Raw genomic sequence first — 20,338 nt, 5'->3', positions numbered from 1 at the left:
CAGTTTCATCAGCCGCAGGTCGCGTAGCGGCGCGATTTATCGCGCGTTGAATTGCGCCGCTACGCTTAGTGCAGGTGTGACGTTATGGCTCCGTTATCAACCGCGGCTGCTTTTTCCGACGGCGCAGTTTATCCATCATCAGGTACACCACCGGTGTGGTGTACAGCGTCAGCAGCTGGCTCATCACCAGCCCACCGGCAATGGTGATGCCCAGCGGCTGGCGCAGCTCCGCGCCGTCCCCGCTGGTCAGCACCAGCGGCAGCGCACCAAACAGCGCCGCCAGCGTGGTCATCAGAATCGGGCGGAAACGCAGCTGGCACGCCTGGAAAATGGCGTCGCGCGCCGACAGGTTGCCGTTGCGCTCCGCCTCCAGCGCGAAATCCACCATCATGATGGCGTTCTTTTTCACAATGCCGATCAGCAGCAGGATGCCGATCAGCGCAATCAGGCTGAACGGCGTATTAAATAGCTGCAGCGCCAGCAGCGCGCCGACGCCCGCCGAAGGCAGGGTAGAGAGAATCGTCAGGGGATGCACGTAGCTCTCATACAGAATGCCGAGCACGATATACACCGCGGCAATCGCCGCCAGCATCAGCCACAGCTGGTTCGATTGCGAATCCTGAAATACCTGCGCGGTGCCGGCAAAGCTGCCACGCACGCTGGACGGCACGCCAATCGCCGTGATGGTGCGGTCAATCGCCTCCGATGCCTGCGACAGCGAGACCCCTTCCGGCAGGTTAAACGAGATGGTCGAGGCCGCCGACAGCCCCTGATGGTTGACCGACAGCGGCGCGTTGGCCGGCTGCCATTTGGCAAACCAGCTCAGCGGAATCGCTTTGCCGTCGCTGTTGATCACGAACATCTGATCCAGCGCGCTGACATCCTGGGTATAGCGCGGATCCACCTCCATCACCACTTTGTACTGATTCAGTGGCTGGTAGATGGTCGAGATTTGCCGCTGGCCGAAGGCGTTATTCAGCAGCGCATTGGTCGCCGACACGTCGATGCCGAGGCGCGCCATGCTTTCGCGATCGTAAGTCAGCGCCATTTCGCTGCCGTTGTCCTGCTGATCCGAGTTCACATCGGCCAGCTCTGGCAGCGCGGCAAACGCCTGGCGGATTTTCGGCTCCCACTCACGTAAATCGGCGAGGTTATCCGATAGCAGGCTGTACTGGTAGCTGGCGTTCGATTCGCGTCCGCCGACGCGAATATCCTGCACCGCATTGAGGTAGAGGTTGGCACCCGGTTCTTTCGCCAGCTTCACACGCAGGCGGGCGATCACTTCCTGCGCGCTTTCGCTGCGTTCTGACAGCGGCTTGAGTGACACAAACATCGAGCCGCTGTTGGTGCGCGAGCCGCCGGTGAAGCCGGTGACGTTATCGACCGCTGGGTCAGCCTTGATGATGTTCATGAAATCCTGCAGCTTACCGCGCATCGCCTGGAACGAAATGCTCTGATCGGCGGAGATAAAGCCGTTGAGACGGCCGGTGTCCTGCTCGGGCATAAAGGTTTTCGGGATGGCGATAAACAGCCAGATGGTCAGCCCGACGGTGCCGAGCAGCAGCAACAGTACCCAGATCGCGTGGTTCAGCACCCAGCCCAGCGAGCGCGCATAGCCCTGCTGCACCGCCAGCAGCACGCGGCCAAATCCGCGCGTGCGCGGCTGGCTGCGCTTCGCCTGCGGTTTCAGCAGATACGCGCACATCATCGGCGTCAGGGTAATTGAGATAAACAGCGAGATGAGAATCGCCACCGACAGCGTGATGGCAAACTCCGAGAAGAAGCGGCCAATAATACCGCCAATCATCAGCAGCGGCAGGAACACCGCAATCAGCGACAGGCTCATCGACAGCACGGTAAAGCCCACCTCGCGCACCCCGGTGAGTGCCGCCTGCAGCGGCTTCATGCCGGCTTCGACGTGGCGCGCGATGTTCTCCAGCACAACGATGGCGTCATCCACTACAAAGCCGGTGGCGATGGTCAGCGCCATCAGCGACAGGTTATTCAGGCTGAAACCGCACAGGTACATGGCGGCGAAGGTACCAATCAGTGATACCGGTACCGCCGCCGCCGGTATCAGCGTGGCGCGGCCGTCGCGCAGGAAGAAAAACACCACCAGAATCACCAGTGCCACGGCTATTACCAGCGACTGCTCCACTTCATGCAGCGAGGCGCGGATGGTGGGCGAACGGTCCTGGGCGATTTGCAGGTCGATAGCTGCCGGGATCACCTCATGCAGCTCCGGCATTTCCGCCCGGATGCGGTCGACGGTATCGATAATGTTGGCGTCCGGCGACTTGCGCACCACCAGCAGCACCGCTGGTTTACCGTTGGTCATCCCGGCGTTGCGCACGTCCTGTACCGAATCCTGCACGTTCGCCACATCGCTCAGCCGTACCGCCGCGCCGTTGTTGTAGTGCACCACCAGCGGCTGGTAGACGCTGGCGGTTTGCAGCTCATCGTTGGTCCGCACCTGCCAGCGCTGCTGGGTATCGTCGATGGCGCCCTGCGGACGGCGCTGGTTGGCGTTGCTGATGGCGGTGCGCACCGCATCCAGCGACACGCCCTGATTAAACAGCGCCTGCGGATTGAGGTCGACGCGCACCGCCGGCAGCGAACTGCCGCCTACCGTGACATCACCGACGCCATCAATCTGCGACAGCTTCTGCGCCAGTTGCGTCGACGCGTAATCATACAGTTGACCGGGATTATAAATGTCCGAGGTCATGGTGAGGATCATGATCGGCGCATCGGACGGGTTGGCTTTGCGGTAGGTTGGACGATTGGGCATGCCGGTCGGCAGCAGGCTCTGGGCGGCATTGATCGCCGCCTGCACATCGCGCGCCGCGCCGTTGATGTCGCGGTCGAAATCAAACACCAGGATGATGCGCGTGCTGCCCAGCGAGCTGGTGGAAGTCATTTCACTGACGCCGGCGATGCGCCCCAGCGAGCGCTCCAGCGGCGTGGCGACCGAGGCCGCCATGGTTTCCGGCGACGCGCCGGGCAGCGAGGCCGAAATCAGAATCACCGGGAAATCCAGCTGCGGCAGCGGCGCCACCGGCAGCAGACGGAAGCCAAGAATGCCCGCCAGCGCAATCGCCAGCGTCAGCAGCGTGGTGGCAACCGGCCGATGGATAAACAGGGCGAAAAACTTCACGACTGCGCCTCCGTGCCTTTCAGACGCCGGCGCGTGGCGTGGGCAAGGCGATCAAACAGCAGATAGATCACCGGGGTGGTAAACAGCGTCAGCACCTGGCTCAGCACCAGGCCACCGACCATGGCGATGCCGAGCGGACGACGCAGCTCTGCTCCGACCCCGGTGCTGAGCATCAGCGGCAGCGCGCCAAGCAGCGCCGCCAGCGTGGTCATCAGAATCGGCCGGAAGCGCAGCAGACAGGCCTGATAGATCGCCTCACGCGGCGCCATGCCCTGTTCACGCTCGGCGGCCAGCGCGAAGTCGATCATCATGATGGCGTTTTTCTTCACGATACCGATCAGCAAAATGATGCCGATGATGGCGATGATATCCAGTTCGTTGCCGCTCAGCATCAGCGCCAGCAGCGCGCCAACGCCGGCGGTGGGCAGCGTCGACAGAATGGTAATCGGGTGGATGAAGCTCTCATACAGCACGCCGAGCACGATATACATCGCCACTACCGCCGCGACGATCAGCCAGATGGTGCTGGTCAGCGCCGCTTCAAACGCCAGCGTGCTGCCCTGGAACTGCGTCATCATCTCTGCCGGCATGCCGACCTGATCTTCCGCCGTGGTGATCGCCTGCAGCGCATCGCCGAGCGAGTAGCCGTGCGCCACGTCAAACGAGAAGGTGGCCGACGGGAACTGGTCGAGATGATTAATGCTCAGCGCAGCGTGGCGCTCTTCGACTTGCGCGATGGCGCTGAGCGGCACGCTGCCGCCGTCGCTGCTGTTCAGGCGAATCGCGTCGAGGCTGGCGAGACCGGGGGTTTGCGTGTTGTCCTGCTCCAGCACCACGCGATACTGATTGGCCTGGGTGTAAATCGTTGAGATCAGGCGCTGACCAAAGGCGTTGTACAGCGCGTTATCAATGTCGGCCATGCTGATGCCGAGCCGGCTGGCGCTGTCGCGATCGACGCGTACAAAGGCTTCCAGCCCCTGATCCTGCCAGTCGCTGCTGACATTGCGCAGCTGTGGCAAGGTGTTGAGCTGTGCCAGCAGTTTCGGCACCCAGCTGCCCAGCGACTCCAGCGAACCCGACTGCAGAGTAAACTGGTACGGCGTGCGGCTCGCCTGGGTATCAATGGTCAGGTCCTGTACCGGCTGCAGCCACAGCGACACGCCGGGCAGGCGATCGATCGCCTGCTGCAGCCGCTGCTGCACTGCCGGAATACGATCGTCACGCTGGTCCAGCGGTTTCAGGTTGATTTGCAGCCGCGCGCTGTTAAGCGCCGCGTTGGTGCCATCCACGCCGACGAACGAGGTCAGGCTCTGCACCGCCGGATCTTTCATAATGATCGACGCCACGTCACGGGTGCGCTGCGCCATACTGGCGTAAGAGACCGACTGCGGCGCCTGCAATGTGCCCTGAATGATGCCGTTGTCCTGTTGCGGGAAAAAGCCCTTCGGAATCACCACCCACAGCAGCACCGTCAGCAGCAGCGTGCCAAGCGCCACTGACAGCGTCAGCCACGGATGGCGCAGCACGCGCGTCAGCCAGCGGCCATAGCCGGCAATCACCTTATCGAACATCGCCTCGCTGGCGCGGGAGAAGCGGTTCTGCCTGCGCAGCGATTCGGCGCTCAGCATGCGCGCGCACATCATCGGCGTCAGCGTCAGCGAGACCACCGCCGAGATCAGAATCGCCACCGCCAGGGTCACGGCGAACTCGCGGAACAAACGGCCAATCACGTCGCCCATAAACAGCAGCGGAATCAGCACCGCGATCAGCGAGAAGGTGAGGGAGATAATGGTGAAGCCAATCTCACCGGCACCTTTCAGCGCGGCGGTCATCGGCTTTTCGCCTTTTTCGATGTAGCGCGAGATGTTCTCGATTACCACGATGGCGTCATCGACCACAAAGCCGGTGGCGATGGTCAGCGCCATCAGCGTCAGGTTATTGATCGAAAAGCCAAGGAAATACATGGCGGCAAAGGTGCCGACCAGCGACAGCGGCACCGCGACTGCCGGAATAATGGTGGCCGGGACATTGCGCAGAAACAGATAGATGATCATCACCACCAGCCCGATGGCCAGCATCAGCTCATGCTGGGTATCCGCTACTGAGGCGCGAATGTTGGTAGTGCGATCGGTGAGCAGTTTGACGTCAACCGACTTCGGCAGCGTGGCGGTCAGCGACGGCAGCAGCGCGCGGATGCTGTCAGCGGTAGCGATAATATTGGCGCCCGGCTGGCGCTGCACGTTCAGCACAATCGCCGGCTGACGGTTGGCCCAGGCGCCCAGCCAGCTGTTTTCTGCGCCCTGTTCAACCGTGGCGACGTCGCCCAGCCGCACCGGCGCGCCGTTGCTGTAGCTGACGATCAGCTTGCGGTAATCCTCCGCGGAGGTCATCTGGTCATTGGCTGACAGCGTGATGGAGCGCGTTGGGCCATCAAGACTGCCTTTCGCCGAATTGACGTTGGCGTTGCTGATGGCGGTGCGCACCGTCTCGCTGGTGAGGCCGAGGGCCGCCAGCGCCTGAGCGTTCATCTTCACCCGCACTGCCGGACGCTGGCCGCCGGAGAGCGTGACCAGACCGACGCCGGAGACCTGGGAAATCTTCTGCGCCACCCGCGTCTCCACCATGTCCTGCACCTGCGTCAGCGGCATGCTGGTGGTGGTAACGGCCAGCGTCATGATTGGCGGATCGGCCGGATTCACTTTGCTGTACACAGGCGGATTTGGCAGATCGTTAGGCAGCAGGTTAGTGGCAGAGTTGATCGCCGCCTGCACTTCCTGTTCGGCAACGTCGAGCGCCAGCGTCAGCTGGAACTGCAGCGTAATCACCGAGGCACCGCCGGAGCTTTGCGACGCCATTTGCTTCAGGCCGGACATCTGCCCGAACTGGCGCTCAAGCGGCGCGGTAATCGACGAGGTCACCACATCCGGGCTGGCGCCGGGATAGAGCGTGACGACCTGGATGGTCGGGTAATCAACTTCCGGCAGCGCGGAAACCGGCAGGAAGCGATAGCCCAGCACGCCGGCCAGCAAAATCGCGATCATCAGCAGCGTGGTGGCCACCGGGCGCAGAATAAACTGGCGTGACGGGCCGCCGCTGGCGTCGGGAGGCATCACCTGCATTATTGACGTTCTCCGCGAGCCGGTTGCGCCGCGCGCGTGCTGTGCGTGGCGGTACTCTGTGCGGCGACAATTTCCACCGTGGCGCCTTCGGTCAGGCGGTCGAGACCGTCAGTGACCACGCGCTGACCGGCCTGCAGCCCGGCATCAATCACCACTTTCTGGCTATCCTGCAGCCCGGCGGTGACGCGTTTCTTACTCACTTTGTTATCGCTGTTCACCACCCAGACAAAGTGGCCGTCGTTGCTCATCTGCAGCGCGGCGGTCGGGATCACCACTGCGTTTTGCAGCGTATCCACCTTCAGCCGGGCATTAACAAACTGATTGGGAAACAGGGCGTCGTCCTGATTGCTGAAGCGCGCCTTGAGTTTAATGGTGCCGGTGGTGACGTCGATCTGGTTATCAATGCTCAGCAGCGCACCCGTGGTCAGCAGGGTTTTATTGCTGCGATCCCAGGCTTCAACCGGCAGCGGCTGGCCGCTTTTCTGGGCTTTCAGGATCTGGCTGATGTTGTTCTCGGCGACGCTGAACACCACGTCAATCGGGTGCGTCTGGGTGATCACCACCAGACCACTGGTATCGCCGGCGGTAATGTAGTTGCCGACATCCACCTGCTTCAGCCCGACGCGTCCGGCAATCGGCGCGGTGATGCGGCTGTAGGTCAGATTGAGCTGCGCGCTGGCCACATTGCCTTCGTCGGCTTTGATGGTGCCGAGGGTTTCACTGACCAGCGAGCGCTGGGTATCCAGCTCCTGCTGCGACACCAGCGAGGTTTTCGCCAGCTTTTCATAACGGCTGAGGTCGCGGCGCGCGTTAGCCAGCGTCGCCTGATCTTTGGCCAGCTGGCCCTGCGCCTGGGTGAGCGCTACCTGCCATGGTCGGGGATCGATTTCTGCCAGCAGCGCGCCGGCCTCCACCTGCTGACCTTCCGTGAAGTGCAGCGCCATCAGCTGGCCATCGACCCGGCTGCGCACCGTAACGGTATTGGCCGCGGTGACGGTGCCCAGTCCGCTGAGGTAATAGGGCACGCTTTCGGTGGTCGCGGTTGCGGCCTGCACCGGTGCCAGCGGACGGCGTCCGCCGCTGTTGTTGCCACCGCGTCCGTGATGCGGCTGGCCATCAGCCTGGTTAGCCTGTGCTGGCTCGGCCGGATGCTGCCACCAGTAGTAAGCGCCCGCCAGCGCAGCCAGTACCACCACGCTAATCAGGCCTGTTTTTAATCGTTTATTCATTGCTCTGTGTGCTCTCCGGCGGTTTCGTTTTCCCCACATGCGCGCGCAAACGAACCGCGGCGCAAACGAAATGATTGTAGTCGCCCGGGCCGGGCAAAAATTGAAGGAATTAAGAATATCGCCCCGGGCACGCTAAGTATTCATATTCAGTAAATATTTTGGCAGCAATACGCATAAGCGTGACTTTTTCCTTTGCTAAGCTGAATGACAGACCAGTCTCGTTTCACTAAGGAGGATCACATGCGTCAACACAAAACCCGTCAGCTGGGCGACAGCGGTATCAGCGTGCCGCTGCTGACGTTTGGCGGCAACGTTTTTGGCTGGACGGTCGATGAAAAAACCTCGTTTTCACTGCTCGACGCGCTGGTGGAAAAGGGGCTGTTCTTCATTGATACCGCAGACGTCTACTCTCGCTGGGCGCCGGGCAACGCCGGCGGTGAATCGGAAACCATCATCGGTAAGTGGCTGAAAAAAAGCGGTAAGCGCGACAGTATCGTGCTCGCCACCAAGGTAGGCATGGAGCTGACGCCGGAGAAAACCGGGCTGAAACCGGCCTATATCCGCCAGGCCGTGGAAGATTCGCTGCGCCGCCTGCAGACGGATGTCATCGATCTCTACCAGGCGCACCGTGATGACGACAGCACGCCGCTGGTGGAGACGCTGAAAGCCTTCGACTCGCTGATCAAAGAGGGCAAAGTGCGGGCAATCGGTGCGTCCAACTACAGCGCGCAGCGCCTGCAGGAAGCGCTCGACATCAGTAAGCAGGAGGGACTGGCGCGCTATGAAACCCTGCAGCCGGAGTACAACCTGTACGATCGTCAGGAGTATGAAAGCGGACTGGAGCAGGTGGCGGTGACAAACGGTCTCGGCGTGATTAACTACTACTCGCTGGCCAGCGGTTTCCTGAGCGGGAAATACAAAAAGCCGGAAGACGCCAGCAAAAGCGCGCGCGGCCAGGGCATTGTAGAAAAATATCTCAACGAGCGCGGTAAGCGCATCATTGAAGCGCTGGAAGATGTCGCGGCCTCGCACGACGCCTCTGCTACTCAGGTGGCGCTGGCGTGGCAGATTGCGCGACCGAGCATCACGGCACCGATTGTCAGTGCCACCTCGCTGCAGCAGCTGGATGAGCTGGTGAAAGCCACTGAGCTGGAGCTCAGCAAGCAGGAGATTGAAGAGCTGGCCAGCGCCAGCAAGCCGTAACGCGAAGCGGGACGCTGCGGCGTCCCGTCACGTAATAATTTTTTCGCCACGCAAAAAATGCCTTTTTCCCCCAGAAGATATCCATTCATCGATCGCTGTCACAATTGCGTTAAGTCACTGTCACCTTTGCACTAACTGCGCACAGATTTGCAAAAACTGACATAACCTCAGCATTATTCTCTGCCCGTTCCTCTCCGGAAATTCACAGAAGAATAATCATCATGAACAGAAAAAAAGCAGTGCAGCATATGCCTCGCCTGGCAGCGGGCACCCTGATGTTTGCCATGTTGAGTGCGTCGGCGGTGGCAGCCGATGCGTTCAGCTACGATTCCCCCTACATGTTTGGCGACTGGGGCGGTAACCGAACGCAGCTGGAAAACGACGGCGTGAAGTTCGACGTTAACTACACCATGGAAAGTGCCTCGAACCTGGGCGGCGGTGCCGATACCAACACCTCGATGCGCTACAGCGATCAGTGGGCGTTTGGCCTGAATCTTGACCTGCAAAAACTGCTCGACTGGCAGGATGCGCAGTTCCAGATGACCATTACCGACCGTAACGGTCGCAACATCTCCGATCAGGTGGCAGACCGCCGTACCGGCATGCTGTCATCGGTGCAGGAAGTGTACGGACGTGGCCAGACCTGGCGTCTGACGCAGTTCTGGCTCAGCAAAGGGCTGTTTGATAACACTGTCAACCTGAAAGCCGGTCGCGTCACCGTCGGGGAAGATTTCGACAACTTCGACAGCAAGTTCCAGAACCTTGCATTCGGCAGCGGCCAGGCGGGTAACTGGCGCGGCGACCGCTGGTTTAACTGGCCGGTTTCCCAGTGGGGCGGCCGCGTGAAGGTTAACTTCACGCCGGAAGTGTTCTTCCAGGTGGGCTTCTACAACCAGAACAGTGCCAACTACGATCGCGGTGACGGTTTCCGTCTGGACACCAGCAACTCCGAAGGCAACCTGGTGCCGGTGGAACTGGGCTGGAAGCCGACCTTCGGGCCGGCCAACCTGCCGGGTAACTACCGCATTGGTTACTACTACTCGTCGGCCAACGGCGATAACTACGGCAGCTGGCGCGATGGCGCTTATCAGAGCAAGGATCACGCCTACGGCGGCTACGTGCTGTTACAGCAGCAGCTGACCGCGCAGGGCGGCGATGCCAGCCGGGGTCTGGGCGTGACGGTGCAGGCGGTGATGAACGATCACAAAACCTCGAAAACCGACAACTATCAGTCGATCAGCTTTACCTGGAAAGGGCCGTTTGATGCGCGTCCGCAGGATGAGATTGGCGTCGGCGCGGCGCGTATTCACGTCAACAGCGCGTATACCCGTTCGCTGCGTCAGCAGAATGATGCCAACGGCGAAACTGATTTCGACAGCCCAACCTATCTGCCGATTCAGGATGGTTCCGAGTACAACTACGAGGTTTATTACAATGCGCAGCTGACCAAATGGCTGCAGCTGCGTCCAAACCTGCAATACGTGGTGGCACCGGGTGCGGTGAGCGAAGTGAAAGATGCGTTTGTGGGTGGGATCAGTGCGAACGTGAATTTCTAATCTGGCAGAATGTGTGACTTTTTCCTCTCCCTTTGGGAGAGGGCAGGGTGAGGGGAAAATCGCACGGAGCTGTCTGGCCCTCACCCTAACCCTCTCCCGCAAGCGGGAGAGGGAATTATCTGAACATCACTTCGGCCCAGCGCGCCAGGCCGGCGGTGACCGAGCCGAAATCATCGCCGCTGGCGATGGGCGTGTCGGGCAGTGCCTGCTGCAGCGCGGCGCGCAGGATCGGCGAACGGGCGCTACCGCCGGTGAGGTAAATCACCTCCGGACGGGTGTCACAACTGGCCAGCGCCAGCTGCACCTGCTCAAGAATGCGCGCCAGCGGCTGGTTGATCGCCTCTTCCAGCTGCGCGGCACTGATCTCCACCTGCAGCGTTTGCGCAATAAACGCCAGCGAGGCCGCGGTCTCGCGCTGATCGGAGAGCGCAATCTTGCTCTCTTCCGCCGCGCGCACCAGCCGGTAGCTCAGCTTCTGCTGCCATACTTTCAGCAGATGCGCGACTTTATCGCCCTGTTCGGCATCACGCACCAGATCGCGCAGCAACTTACCGCTGGCGGCCGAGTAGAAGTCGCTTTGTGCCGGCACATCGTTAATCGCCACCGCGTTCCACCACGGCAGGGCGGGCAGGGCAGTGCCCTTCAGCGTGTTACCGCCCAGACCCAGCAGCGGCATCAGCGTTTTGAACGCCAGCATGATATCGAGGTCGTTACCGCCGACGCGGCAGCCGCTGTGGCCAAGCAGGCTGGCACGGCGATCGGACTGATTACGCCACTGCGGACCCATCAGCAGCATGGAGCAGTCGGTGGTTCCGCCACCGATATCCACCACCAGCACGCGTGTCTCCTGCTGCAGCGTGGCTTCAAACTCCAGACCGGCGGCAACCGGCTCGAACTGAAACTCGACGTCGCGGAACCCGGCACGCTGTGCGGCACGCAGCAGAATGCCCTGCGCCTGCTGGTTGGCATCTTCACCGCCCAGCCCCTGGAAGTTGATTGGCCGGCCAATCACGGCCTGATCAATCGGTTGGTCGAGCTGGGTTTCACCCTGCTGGCGAATGTGCAGCATCATGGCGCACACCAAATCTTCAAAGAAGGCGATCTGCTGGGGTTTCAGGCCGCTGGCGCCGAGGAACGACTTCGGCGATTTGACGAACCACACCTCTTCCGGATCAACCATATAGTGCTGCAGCGCGGTCAGACCAAACTGTACGCTGGCAGGCGTTACCTCGATATCCTCTTCGCGGTTATAACGCAGCGCGCGCTGCAGCAGCGCGGTGCTTTCGCTGTCTGGCGTGGGGACCTGATGATGGCGATGCAGCCATTCACTGATGGCTTCGCGCGTGGGCGCGCAAATCATGGAGGGAAGCAGGCGCTGACCGTTTTCCAGTGTCAGTAACCGCGGTGTGCCGCTATCCGTTACTGCGATGGAACAGTTAGCTGTGCCGTAGTCGAATCCGATAAACATTGTATCCCCCATGCCAGAAAAAAGGGGGCGACTTTAGCGCAGCCAACGCGGGCTGGCAATGGGCAGCGCCGCAGTTTATCCCTGAACTTCCTGGTAAACCTGATACTGGCCGCGCCCGGCGTGTTTGGCGCTGTAACAGGCGACATCGGCCTGCGACATCACCACATTGCTGATGCAGTTATGCTGATCGATTTGCGTGATACCGGCGCTGGCGCCGACGTGATACGGCCGGTCCTGCCACATAAAGGTAAAGTCATGCACCGCGCTGACGATGCCCTGCACCACCTCGCGCACCTGGTCAACATTGCTGTAGGGCAGCAGCAGGCCAAATTCGTCACCGCCGAGGCGCGCCAGCACATCGCTATTGCGCAGGTGCTGTTGCATGAGATCGGCCAGTGCGCGCAGCAGCGCATCGCCAGCGGCATGGCCGGCGGTATCGTTGACCGCTTTAAACTTATCCAGATCGATAAACACCAGCACGTGCTCGCTGTGATGCGCGGCGGCGTCATTCACCAGTCGCTTCAGCTGCTGTTCAAAGCTGTGACGGTTCGGCAAACGCGTCAGCATATCGTGAGAGGCGCTGTAGCTCAGGCGTTTCATCATGCGGCGCGACTCGCTGACGTCATGAATGACCATTACGGCACCAATGTCGCTGCCGGTCAGGGTTTTCAGCGGCGTGATGCTGTAGTGAATCTCGACCTGGGCACCATCCGGGGTATGCAACACCAGCTCTTCTTCCAGGTCCGGTGTGGTTTTGCTGGCGGGCAGGCTGCACAGCAACAGATTCTCCACGCGCGGCCCCTGCGCGCCACGCGTAATCGTCAGCAGTTCGCTCAGCGCCACGCCAGCCGCTTTCGCCTGCGGCCAGCCGCTCAGCGTCTCGGCCACCGGATTCATGAAGGTCACCCGCATCTCATCGTCAGTACAAATCACCGCTTCACCGATCGAGTCGAGGGTGATCGCCATGCGTTCCTTCTCCTGGAACAGCGCTTCATTCAGCGTGCGCAGCGAAGTAATGTCCTGGCAAATGCCGAGCATGCGTTCGATCTGCCCGTCCTTACTGATGATGCTATTGGCCTCGGAGCGCACGTAGCGCACGCCCTGCGGCAGATTGATGCGGTACTCCAGCTGGAAGGCGCTGCGGCGTTCAATCGCCTGCTGAATGGTGAGCGCGGCCGCTTCACGTTCCTGAACATCGACCAGATGCAGCCACAGGTCGTAGCTCGGTACCCGGTGCGGCTCCAGCGCAAATAACTCGTACATGCGCTTGTCCCATAACATCTCGCCGTTTAGCAGGTTCCACTCCCACACGCCGATGCCGCCCGCTTCGTTGGCCAGCGTGATGCGCTCCATCAGCCGCTGGTTGACCTGCTCGCTCTGCTTCAGCTCGGAGATATCCACAATCTGCGCGATAAAGTAGAGCGGTTGCAGCCGCGCATCACGCACCATTGAGACCGTGAGGCGCGCCCAGACGATCTCGCCATCTTTGCGGAAATAGCGCTTCTCCAGGGTATAGGTCAGGATCTCACCGGCGATCAGCCGCTCCAGCTGCTGCAGGTCGCTGTTGAGATCGTCCGGATGGGTGATCTGCTGGAAGGTGAGTTTTTTCAGCTCTTCCGCCGCGAAGCCCAGCGTGCGGCACAGCGACTGGTTGACCTGCTGCCAGCCGCCTTCCGGTGATACCAGCGCCATGCCGATGGCGGAATACTCCATGGCGTTGCGGAAGCGGGTTTCGCTTTCGCTGATGTGGTGCTTTTCACGCTGGAAAGCATCCATCACCAGCGACATCACGTGGCTCGGCAGCAGCACCAGCAGAAACGGCAGCCAGGTGCTGACCTGGCCGAGCAGCAGATCGTTGCGCGCCAGGTTGACCCAGTCGAGCGCCAGCAGCAGCGAGATAAAGCTGGCGTTGAGGAAAAACAGCAGAAAGGCTTCGAATTTGGGCAGGCGCACCGCGCACCAGAACAGAATCACCACGATGAAGGTAAACGGCCACGGCAGGAAACGCAGCGCCAGATAGCTGGCCAGCAGCGTGACGATTAGCGTGAGCAGCGTCTCCAGCTGACGTTCCGGCGTGATCAGCTGGCGCAGCGGTTTATCAGGCCACAGCAGCAGCACCGGACCGAAGGCCAACACGCCAATCACTTCGGAGATCACCCATGTGGAGAAAAACGGCAACGAGGCGTGGCCGTCAACGTGCAGCATCCATAGCGCCACGACGCCGCCCAGCAGCGGCGCGATTAGGCCCGCAGCCAGCGCAAAGCGTATCCAGTCGGCCAGTGAGTTGAGCGGGGCTTTGCGGTCGAGCAGCGCGCGCAGCATCAGCCCGCCGAGGATGGCCTGCACCATATTAAGGATGGCGAATTTGACATTGCTCAGGGCCGGGCCGATCACCAGCAGATTGGCCAGCGCCGTGCCGAGCACGCAGCTGGCCAGCAGCAGCGGTACCTGTCGCGAGGGCGCGCGGAACACCACGACGGTCATTAACGCGGTGGAGTACCAGAGCGGGGAAATGCGGCCGCTGACAACAATCAGTTCCAGACAGAACAGCGTAAGTAAAAATGCCAGCGCGCAAAGCAGCAGGGCGCTGAGCCACTTTTTTTGCGGATTATCCTGCGAGGTTGTTATCTCAAGAGTCATGCACGAATCCAGCAGCGCGCATTGATTACTCGAAGAAAAATGCGCCAGTCAATCTCTTAATCCATGCTAGCACATCTGTCAGATATCTTTGTGCGGAAATGTTTTTTTGCGGCCTGCATCCAGGTGCGCATGAATGCGCACCCTACAAAACCGGTGAAATCTGCTTGCAGTATCGCGACTGCTGGATCTGCAGCGATTCAGGTAAGGACACGACAAATTGCACAATTTTGTAGCGGTGCGATTTATCGCGCAATAAATTGCGCCGCTACCGTATGTGCAATCATTTGTGGAACGTGTTCAAAACGTATTGGACAGACCTTACACCCTTTACCGCGCAACACACTCAGCGGAACAAATCGGCGCGGGTGAAGGGCTTTTCCAGCCCGGCGAGGTCAGCGGAAAAACGCTCGAGGAACTGCTGGGTGGTGGCGACGCGGCCGTGGCCCATCAGCAACAGCGGAATCAAAAATGCCACCGCCACCTGCACCACGCTAAACCCTTTCAGCGCGGTGCGGCGCTGGCTCAGCAGGAACGCGCTGCTCAGGGTAAAGCCCAGCATCAGTCCGGCCAGCACTTCACTCACCGAGTGCGCATGGATCACCAGGCGCGATAATCCCACCATCAGCGGAATCAGATAGCCGATACCGATGGTCAGGGCGCGCCAGAACGTAGGCCAGCGGCCGGAAATCAGCCACATCATCACCGGCCACAGCGTCGCTGACATCGCGCTATGGCCGCTGAAACCAGTAAAGTTGTAGCGCGCGCTGCCAATGCCGAAGCCGAGAAACATAATCTTCGAGATGCTGACCAGCAGGCCCGCCAGGCCAAACGCCAGCAGCCAGTACCAGACGGTGCGACGGTTGTCGCTTTTCCACGGCAGCACCAGTGCGATGATCACCGCAGTGGGGATCAGCAACATACTGTCGCCGAAATAAGTCAGGGTTCTCCAGCTCATACTTTTCCTTGCAACGACTATCGGGCTCCCGCCAGTCACACGGCGGGCAGAGAAACAGTGTATCGATTAAGCCGCTGGCTGCAAAACGGGATAGTCTGAAAAGGCGGCGCGCCGGTTTTCACTGGCATCAACCCGGTGAAATCCCTATAATTGCCGCCAACTAACCCTCTCAATCGGCCTGTTTTTGTGCAGACAGAAACCGGCTCCAGTTATCAGGTCTTAAAAAAGTATGACTGACAAGTCTCATCAGTGCGTGATCGTTGGCATTGCAGGTGCATCCGCATCCGGAAAAAGTCTTATTGCCAGCACGCTCTATCGTGAAATCCGTGACCAGGTCGGTGACGAGCATATCGGTGTGATCCCCGAAGATGCTTACTATAAAGATCAAAGCCACCTCACCATGGAAGAGAGGGTGAAAACCAACTACGACCATCCGAGCGCGATGGACCACGATTTGCTGTTGCAGCATCTGCGCGCGCTCAAGGCCGGCGAAGATATCGACCTGCCGGTTTACAGCTACGTTGAGCACACCCGCACCGACGAGTGTATTCATCTGAAGCCGAAGAAAGTGATTATTCTGGAAGGGATTCTGCTGCTGACCGATGCACGGCTGCGCCAGGAGCTTAACTTCTCGATCTTCGTTGATACCCCGCTGGATATCTGCCTGATGCGCCGTATGAAGCGCGACGTCAACGAGCGCGGGCGCTCGATGGACTCGGTGATGAGCCAGTACCAAAAGACCGTGCGCCCGATGTTCCTGCAGTTTATTGAGCCTTCCAAGCAGTATGCCGACATCATTGTGCCGCGTGGTGGTAAAAACCGCATCGCCATTGATATCCTCAAGGCCAAAATTAACCAGTATCTTTGACGACGCCTGTCCGGTTCAGCAGGACCGGAACGGGACACCGTGCGTCCGGATGGACGTGACGCGAACGGTTTGTCACAACCTGACCACCTTTCGCTACACTTAAATCATGGAGTTTCTGCGATGAGATTATGCGATCGCGATATTGAAAGCTGGCTGGACAGCGGCAAGCTGGCCATCGATCCCCGTCCGCCGGTTGAGCGCATCAACGGTGCTACCGTGGATGTGCGCCTCGGTAACCAGTTCCGAACCTTTAGCGGCCACACCGCACCGTTTATAGATTTGAGTGGTCCAAAGCATGAAGTGAGCGCGGCGCTGGATCGCGTGATGAGCGATGAGATTGTGCTGCCGGAAGGCGAAGCGTTCTTTCTGCATCCGGGTGAACTGGCGCTGGCGGTGACGCTGGAATCCGTCACCATTCCCGACGATCTGGTGGGCTGGCTGGATGGCCGCTCGTCACTGGCGCGCCTCGGGCTGATGGTGCACGTTACCGCGCACCGTATCGATCCGGGCTGGCAGGGCCGTATCGTGCTGGAGTTTTACAACTCCGGTAAGCTGCCGCTGGCGCTGCGTCCCGGCATGCTGATTGGCGCACTGAGCTTTGAACCGCTGTCCGGGCCGGCGGCGCGTCCTTACAATCGCCGCGAAGACGCCAAATATCGCGGGCAGCAGGGCGCTGACGCCAGCCGTATTGATAAAGACTAACGTTTCTCCTGGAGTGATTTCGCGCCAGCGGCCTGAAATCTGACGGTGATGAGGATGCAATGAGAAGACTGATAACCACGCTGGCCATCCTGTTAGTGGTGGTCGTAGCGGGCATGACGGCACTGGTATTGCTGGTCAATCCCAACGACTTTCGTACCTATATGGTACAGCAGGTAAAACAGCGCAGTGGTTATCAGCTTGAAGTGAGCGGCGACCTGCGCTGGCACGTCTGGCCGCAGCTCAGCATTCTGGCGGGCCGCATGAGCCTGACCGCGCCCGGCGCCAGCCAGCCGATGGTGACCGCCGATAATATGCGTCTGGACGTCAATCTGTGGCCGCTGCTGTCGCATCAGCTGAGCGTCAGCCAGGTGATGCTGAAAAACGCGATTATTCGCGCCACGCCGGACAGTGCGGTGCAGAAACCGCAGGGCGCGCCGATTGAGCCGGGCGACAGTGAACCGGTCATCGCCGCCAGCAACGGCTGGACCTTTAACATCAGTAAACTGCGCATCGCCGATAGCCTGCTCATCTGGCAGCAGCCGGGCGGTGACGAGTACAACTTCCGCGATCTCAACCTCAATCTGAATCAGGACGATAACCGGCAGGCCAGCGTTGAGCTGGCGACACGCGTGTCACGTAATCAGCGCAATCTCAGCCTGAACCTGAAAGGGCAGATGGACGTGGCGCACTATCCGCACCGTATCAGCGGCCAGCTGGATGAGCTGGATTACACGCTGGACGGCGCGAACCTGCCGCCGCAGGGCATTAAAGGGACGCTGAGCGGGCAGGCGCAGTGGGATGGCGACCAGCAGCAGTTTGCGCTGAACAAGCTGCAGTTAACCGCGAACGACAGCGCCCTCGACGGCAGCGCTGAGGGCCGGCTGGCCCTGCCGCAGCAGCTCAACCTCGCGCTGCACGCGACCTCGCTCAATCTGGATAACCTGATGGCCAGCGCGCCCGCCAGCGATAACAGCACCACGCAGCAGGCTAACGTGATGCGCACGCCGGTGATCGCTGAGCCGCGCGCGCACAATAATGCCGACTCGCCGCTCAACAGCATGGATTTACAGCTGACGCTCGAAGCTGACAGCAGCGTGTGGCGCGGTCTGACGCTCAGCAATCTGCAAATTGACGCCCGCAATCAGCGCGGGCTGCTGACGCTCAACAAGCTGCAGGGCAAATTTGGTGACGGCCACTTTTCCATTCCCGGCTCGGTGGATATCCGTCAGCCGGTCACGCAGGTGGCGTTTCAGCCGGAGCTGAGCAGCATTGCCATTGCGCCGCTGCTTAAAGCGCTGGAACTGCCAGCTTCGCTGCAGGGCACGGTCTCGCTCAAGGGCGACATCAGCGGTGCCGGGCTGAGCGTGGCGGAGGCGAAACAGAACTGGCAGGGCAATGCAGAACTGGAAGCGACTAATCTGCAGCTGGCGCAGCTGAATTTACAGCAGATGGTGCGCCGCGCCGTGGCGCGCGTCAGCAATCGCGTCAGTAACGATCAGCCGGATGATCAGGGAATTGAACAGTTAAGCGGGCGCATCAGCCTGAAGCAGGGTAACGTCACGCTGCCGGATCTGCAGGGCGGCAGCAGCCGGCTGGCGCTGCAAACCCACGGCAACGTGGATGTGGTGAAGCAGCAGCTGGATGTCACCATTAATATGATTCTGCGCGGCTGGCAGGGCGACGACCGGCTGGCGAAAGTCCTCAACGGCCAGCCGATTCCGCTGCGCATGTACGGTAACTGGAACAACCTGCAGTATTCGCTGCCAGTGGATGATGTGGTGCGCCAGCAGTTGCAGGGCGAAGCCAAAACGCGCCTTAATCAGTGGCTGGATAGTCAGAAGTCTGCACCGCGGCAATAAAGCCCGATGCCGGTGCGCATGAATGCGCACCCTACAAAAACCGATGCTTTCCGTGTAGGGTCGCCATTTATGGCGACCAGCTAAGCAACACGCGATAAATCACGCCCCGGCACCGGGTTAAATAAACGGTGCGGGCGCGACCGGCACAATCTCGACTTTTTGCACCCGATGGTTCTCCACCTGCAGGGTGCGCAGCAGATAATCCCCGACGCGCAACTCCTCACCTTCGGCCGGCACGTGCTGCAGGCTATCCATCAGCAATCCCGCCAGCGTATGGTAATTGCGCCTCTCGTCGAGCGGCAGCGCCACGTATAGCGCTAAATCTTCCAGCGGCATATGGCCGTTGGCGATCCAGCCGCCATGCTCTGCGGGCTGAATATCGTAACGGGCATCAATTTCTTCCCCTTCGTTGGGCAGGTTGCCGGCGATGGTCTCCATCACGTCGCTCAGCGTCACCACGCCTTCTACCGAACCAAACTCATCCACCACAAAGGCAAAATGGGTGCGCGCATGGCGAAACTGCTCCAGCGCCTGCAGCAGGGTGACGCGCTCGGGAAACACCAGCGGCTGGCGAATCAGCGCACGCAAATCCAGCGATTTACTGTGCAGCGACTGATGCAGCAGATCGATCACATGCACCACGCCCAGCGGCTCCCGTCCCTGTTCGGTGATCAGCAGGCGCGTATGCTGGTTGCGGTCGAGTTTATCCATGATCGACTGCGGGTCTTCGCTCAGATCGATGTGCTCGACGTCATGGCGTGACGTCATGATGCTGTTGATTTGGCGTTGACCCAGGCCCAGCACGCGCATGATCATGCGCCGCTCCTGACGGTTAAACAGCGCTGCGCCCTGGTTATCGCTCAGCAGCGATGCCGTGTCGGCATCCAGATCGGCGCGCTGCGCTTCACCGCGCAGAATGCGCAACACGGCTTCGGCAGTGCGCTGGCGCAGCGGTCGTCCGGCGGTAAGAAAACGGCGGCGATTAAACAGCGCCAGCTGGTTAAAGATCTCAATCACAATCGAGAAGCCAATGGCCGCGTACAGATAGCCTTTGGGGATGACGAAGCCGAAACCCTCTGCCACCAGACTAAAGCCGATCATCAGCAGAAAGCTCAGGCAGAGAATCACAATGGTAGGATGGCCGTTAACGAAGCGCGTCAGCGGCTTGCTGGCCAGCAGCATTAACAGGATGGCGATGGTCACGGCGATCATCATCACCGGCAGGTCGTTGACCATACCGACGGCGGTAATGACGGCATCAAGTGAAAAGATGGCGTCCAGCACCACGATTTGCGCCACCACCGGCCAGAATTTAGCACCGCTGTTATTTTGACCCGATTCCTCGTCGCTGCCCTCCAGCCGGGCGTTCAGTTCGGTGGTGGCTTTAAACAACAGGAAGATACCGCCGCCCAGCAGCAGCAGGTCGCGTGCGCTGAAGCTGTGCTGGAGGAGGGTGAACAGCGGTTGGGTCAGCGTAACCAGCCACGACAGCGACGCCAGCAGCACCAGCCGTGATACCAGCGCCAGCAGCAGGCCGAACACCCGCGCGCGGTCGCGCAGCGTCGGCGGCAGCTTCTCCACC

General features: G+C 60.3%; 12 protein-coding genes. 5 read left to right on the top strand and 7 right to left on the bottom strand.

Translation table 11 applies throughout. The features are described from left to right. Nucleotides 1–82 precede the first annotated feature (82 nt). From mdtC to FT726_RS05190, 3 genes are read right to left on the bottom strand one after another with little or no spacing between them, the layout of a single operon-like run. Nucleotides 83–3,157 carry a multidrug efflux RND transporter permease subunit MdtC gene (mdtC, locus tag FT726_RS05200; RefSeq protein WP_346302537.1) on the bottom strand — a complete coding sequence of 1,025 codons (3,075 nt, stop codon included), beginning with the start codon at nucleotides 3,155–3,157 and terminating at the stop codon, nucleotides 83–85. Beyond that, the gene (locus FT726_RS05195; RefSeq protein WP_021509314.1) at nucleotides 3,154–6,276 is read right to left on the bottom strand and encodes an MdtB/MuxB family multidrug efflux RND transporter permease subunit; all 3,123 of its coding nucleotides are present in this window, start codon (nucleotides 6,274–6,276) and stop codon (nucleotides 3,154–3,156) included. Before FT726_RS05195 ends, mdtC begins: the two co-directional genes overlap by 4 nt. After that, a complete protein-coding gene (locus FT726_RS05190; RefSeq protein WP_346302536.1) occupies nucleotides 6,276–7,505 on the bottom strand; it encodes an MdtA/MuxA family multidrug efflux RND transporter periplasmic adaptor subunit in 1,230 nt (409 codons plus the stop codon). Before FT726_RS05190 ends, FT726_RS05195 begins: the two co-directional genes overlap by 1 nt. Nucleotides 7,506–7,745: 240 nt before the next feature. Here FT726_RS05190 and FT726_RS05185 point away from each other — a divergent pair, with 240 nt between their 5' ends. Together FT726_RS05185 and FT726_RS05180 are read left to right on the top strand one after the other, a co-directional pair. Further along, complete coding sequence (locus FT726_RS05185) at nucleotides 7,746–8,708, top strand: aldo/keto reductase (protein ID WP_104188470.1); 963 nt, start codon at nucleotides 7,746–7,748, stop codon at nucleotides 8,706–8,708. Nucleotides 8,709–8,929: 221 nt separating this feature from the next. Next, a complete protein-coding gene (locus tag FT726_RS05180; RefSeq protein ID WP_021509317.1) occupies nucleotides 8,930–10,264 on the top strand; it encodes a carbohydrate porin in 1,335 nt (444 codons plus the stop codon). A 115-nt stretch (nucleotides 10,265–10,379) separates the two neighbouring features. Here the strand turns inward: FT726_RS05180 and yegD are convergent, their stop codons facing one another. From yegD to FT726_RS05165, 3 genes are all read right to left on the bottom strand, one after another. After that, the gene (yegD, locus tag FT726_RS05175; RefSeq protein WP_346302535.1) at nucleotides 10,380–11,732 is read right to left on the bottom strand and encodes a molecular chaperone; all 1,353 of its coding nucleotides are present in this window, start codon (nucleotides 11,730–11,732) and stop codon (nucleotides 10,380–10,382) included. 75 nt (nucleotides 11,733–11,807) lie between these two features. Then, nucleotides 11,808–14,372 (bottom strand): diguanylate cyclase, encoded by a 2,565-nt coding sequence (locus FT726_RS05170; RefSeq protein ID WP_346302534.1) that lies wholly within the window; start codon nucleotides 14,370–14,372, stop codon nucleotides 11,808–11,810. Nucleotides 14,373–14,715: 343 nt separating this feature from the next. Then, nucleotides 14,716–15,327: a phosphatase PAP2 family protein gene (locus FT726_RS05165; protein WP_021509320.1), complete on the bottom strand. Its 612-nt coding sequence runs from the start codon at nucleotides 15,325–15,327 to the stop codon at nucleotides 14,716–14,718. Between the two features lie 229 nt (nucleotides 15,328–15,556). Here FT726_RS05165 and udk point away from each other — a divergent pair, with 229 nt between their 5' ends. The 3 genes from udk to asmA all read left to right on the top strand — a co-directional run bounded on the left by udk (nucleotide 15,557) and on the right by asmA (nucleotide 18,756). Continuing rightward, complete coding sequence (udk, locus tag FT726_RS05160; RefSeq protein WP_010615887.1) at nucleotides 15,557–16,195, top strand: uridine kinase; 639 nt, start codon at nucleotides 15,557–15,559, stop codon at nucleotides 16,193–16,195. A gap of 120 nt (nucleotides 16,196–16,315) precedes the next feature. Further along, nucleotides 16,316–16,897 (top strand): dCTP deaminase, encoded by a 582-nt coding sequence (dcd, locus tag FT726_RS05155; protein WP_021509321.1) that lies wholly within the window; start codon nucleotides 16,316–16,318, stop codon nucleotides 16,895–16,897. 59 nt (nucleotides 16,898–16,956) lie between these two features. After that, nucleotides 16,957–18,756: an outer membrane assembly protein AsmA gene (asmA, locus tag FT726_RS05150; RefSeq protein WP_346302533.1), complete on the top strand. Its 1,800-nt coding sequence runs from the start codon at nucleotides 16,957–16,959 to the stop codon at nucleotides 18,754–18,756. A 117-nt stretch (nucleotides 18,757–18,873) separates the two neighbouring features. On the opposite strand, the gene FT726_RS05145 is transcribed toward asmA, so the two are convergent. Further along, on the bottom strand, nucleotides 18,874–20,338 hold a 1,465-nt coding region (locus FT726_RS05145), incomplete at its 5' end, for a TerC family protein (RefSeq protein ID WP_346302532.1).

The sequence above is a fragment of the Pantoea sp. Morm genome (assembly GCF_016643525.1).
GTDB lineage: Bacteria > Pseudomonadota > Gammaproteobacteria > Enterobacterales > Enterobacteriaceae > Pantoea > Pantoea dispersa.
The sequence above is the reverse complement of the archived record's forward strand: the minus strand, read 5'-3'. Positions and strand labels throughout refer to the sequence as shown.

Coding starts and splice junctions, on each gene's coding strand:
- FT726_RS05180 (WP_021509317.1), top strand. CDS start 8,930: ATGAACAGAAAAAAAGCAGTGCAGCATATGCCTCGCCTGGCAGCGGGC.
- FT726_RS05185 (WP_104188470.1), top strand. CDS start 7,746: ATGCGTCAACACAAAACCCGTCAGCTGGGCGACAGCGGTATCAGCGTG.
- asmA (WP_346302533.1), top strand. CDS start 16,957: ATGAGAAGACTGATAACCACGCTGGCCATCCTGTTAGTGGTGGTCGTA.
- FT726_RS05190 (WP_346302536.1), bottom strand. CDS start 7,505: ATGAATAAACGATTAAAAACAGGCCTGATTAGCGTGGTGGTACTGGCT.
- dcd (WP_021509321.1), top strand. CDS start 16,316: ATGAGATTATGCGATCGCGATATTGAAAGCTGGCTGGACAGCGGCAAG.
- FT726_RS05195 (WP_021509314.1), bottom strand. CDS start 6,276: ATGCAGGTGATGCCTCCCGACGCCAGCGGCGGCCCGTCACGCCAGTTT.
- udk (WP_010615887.1), top strand. CDS start 15,557: ATGACTGACAAGTCTCATCAGTGCGTGATCGTTGGCATTGCAGGTGCA.
- FT726_RS05165 (WP_021509320.1), bottom strand. CDS start 15,327: ATGAGCTGGAGAACCCTGACTTATTTCGGCGACAGTATGTTGCTGATC.
- FT726_RS05170 (WP_346302534.1), bottom strand. CDS start 14,372: ATGACTCTTGAGATAACAACCTCGCAGGATAATCCGCAAAAAAAGTGG.
- yegD (WP_346302535.1), bottom strand. CDS start 11,732: ATGTTTATCGGATTCGACTACGGCACAGCTAACTGTTCCATCGCAGTA.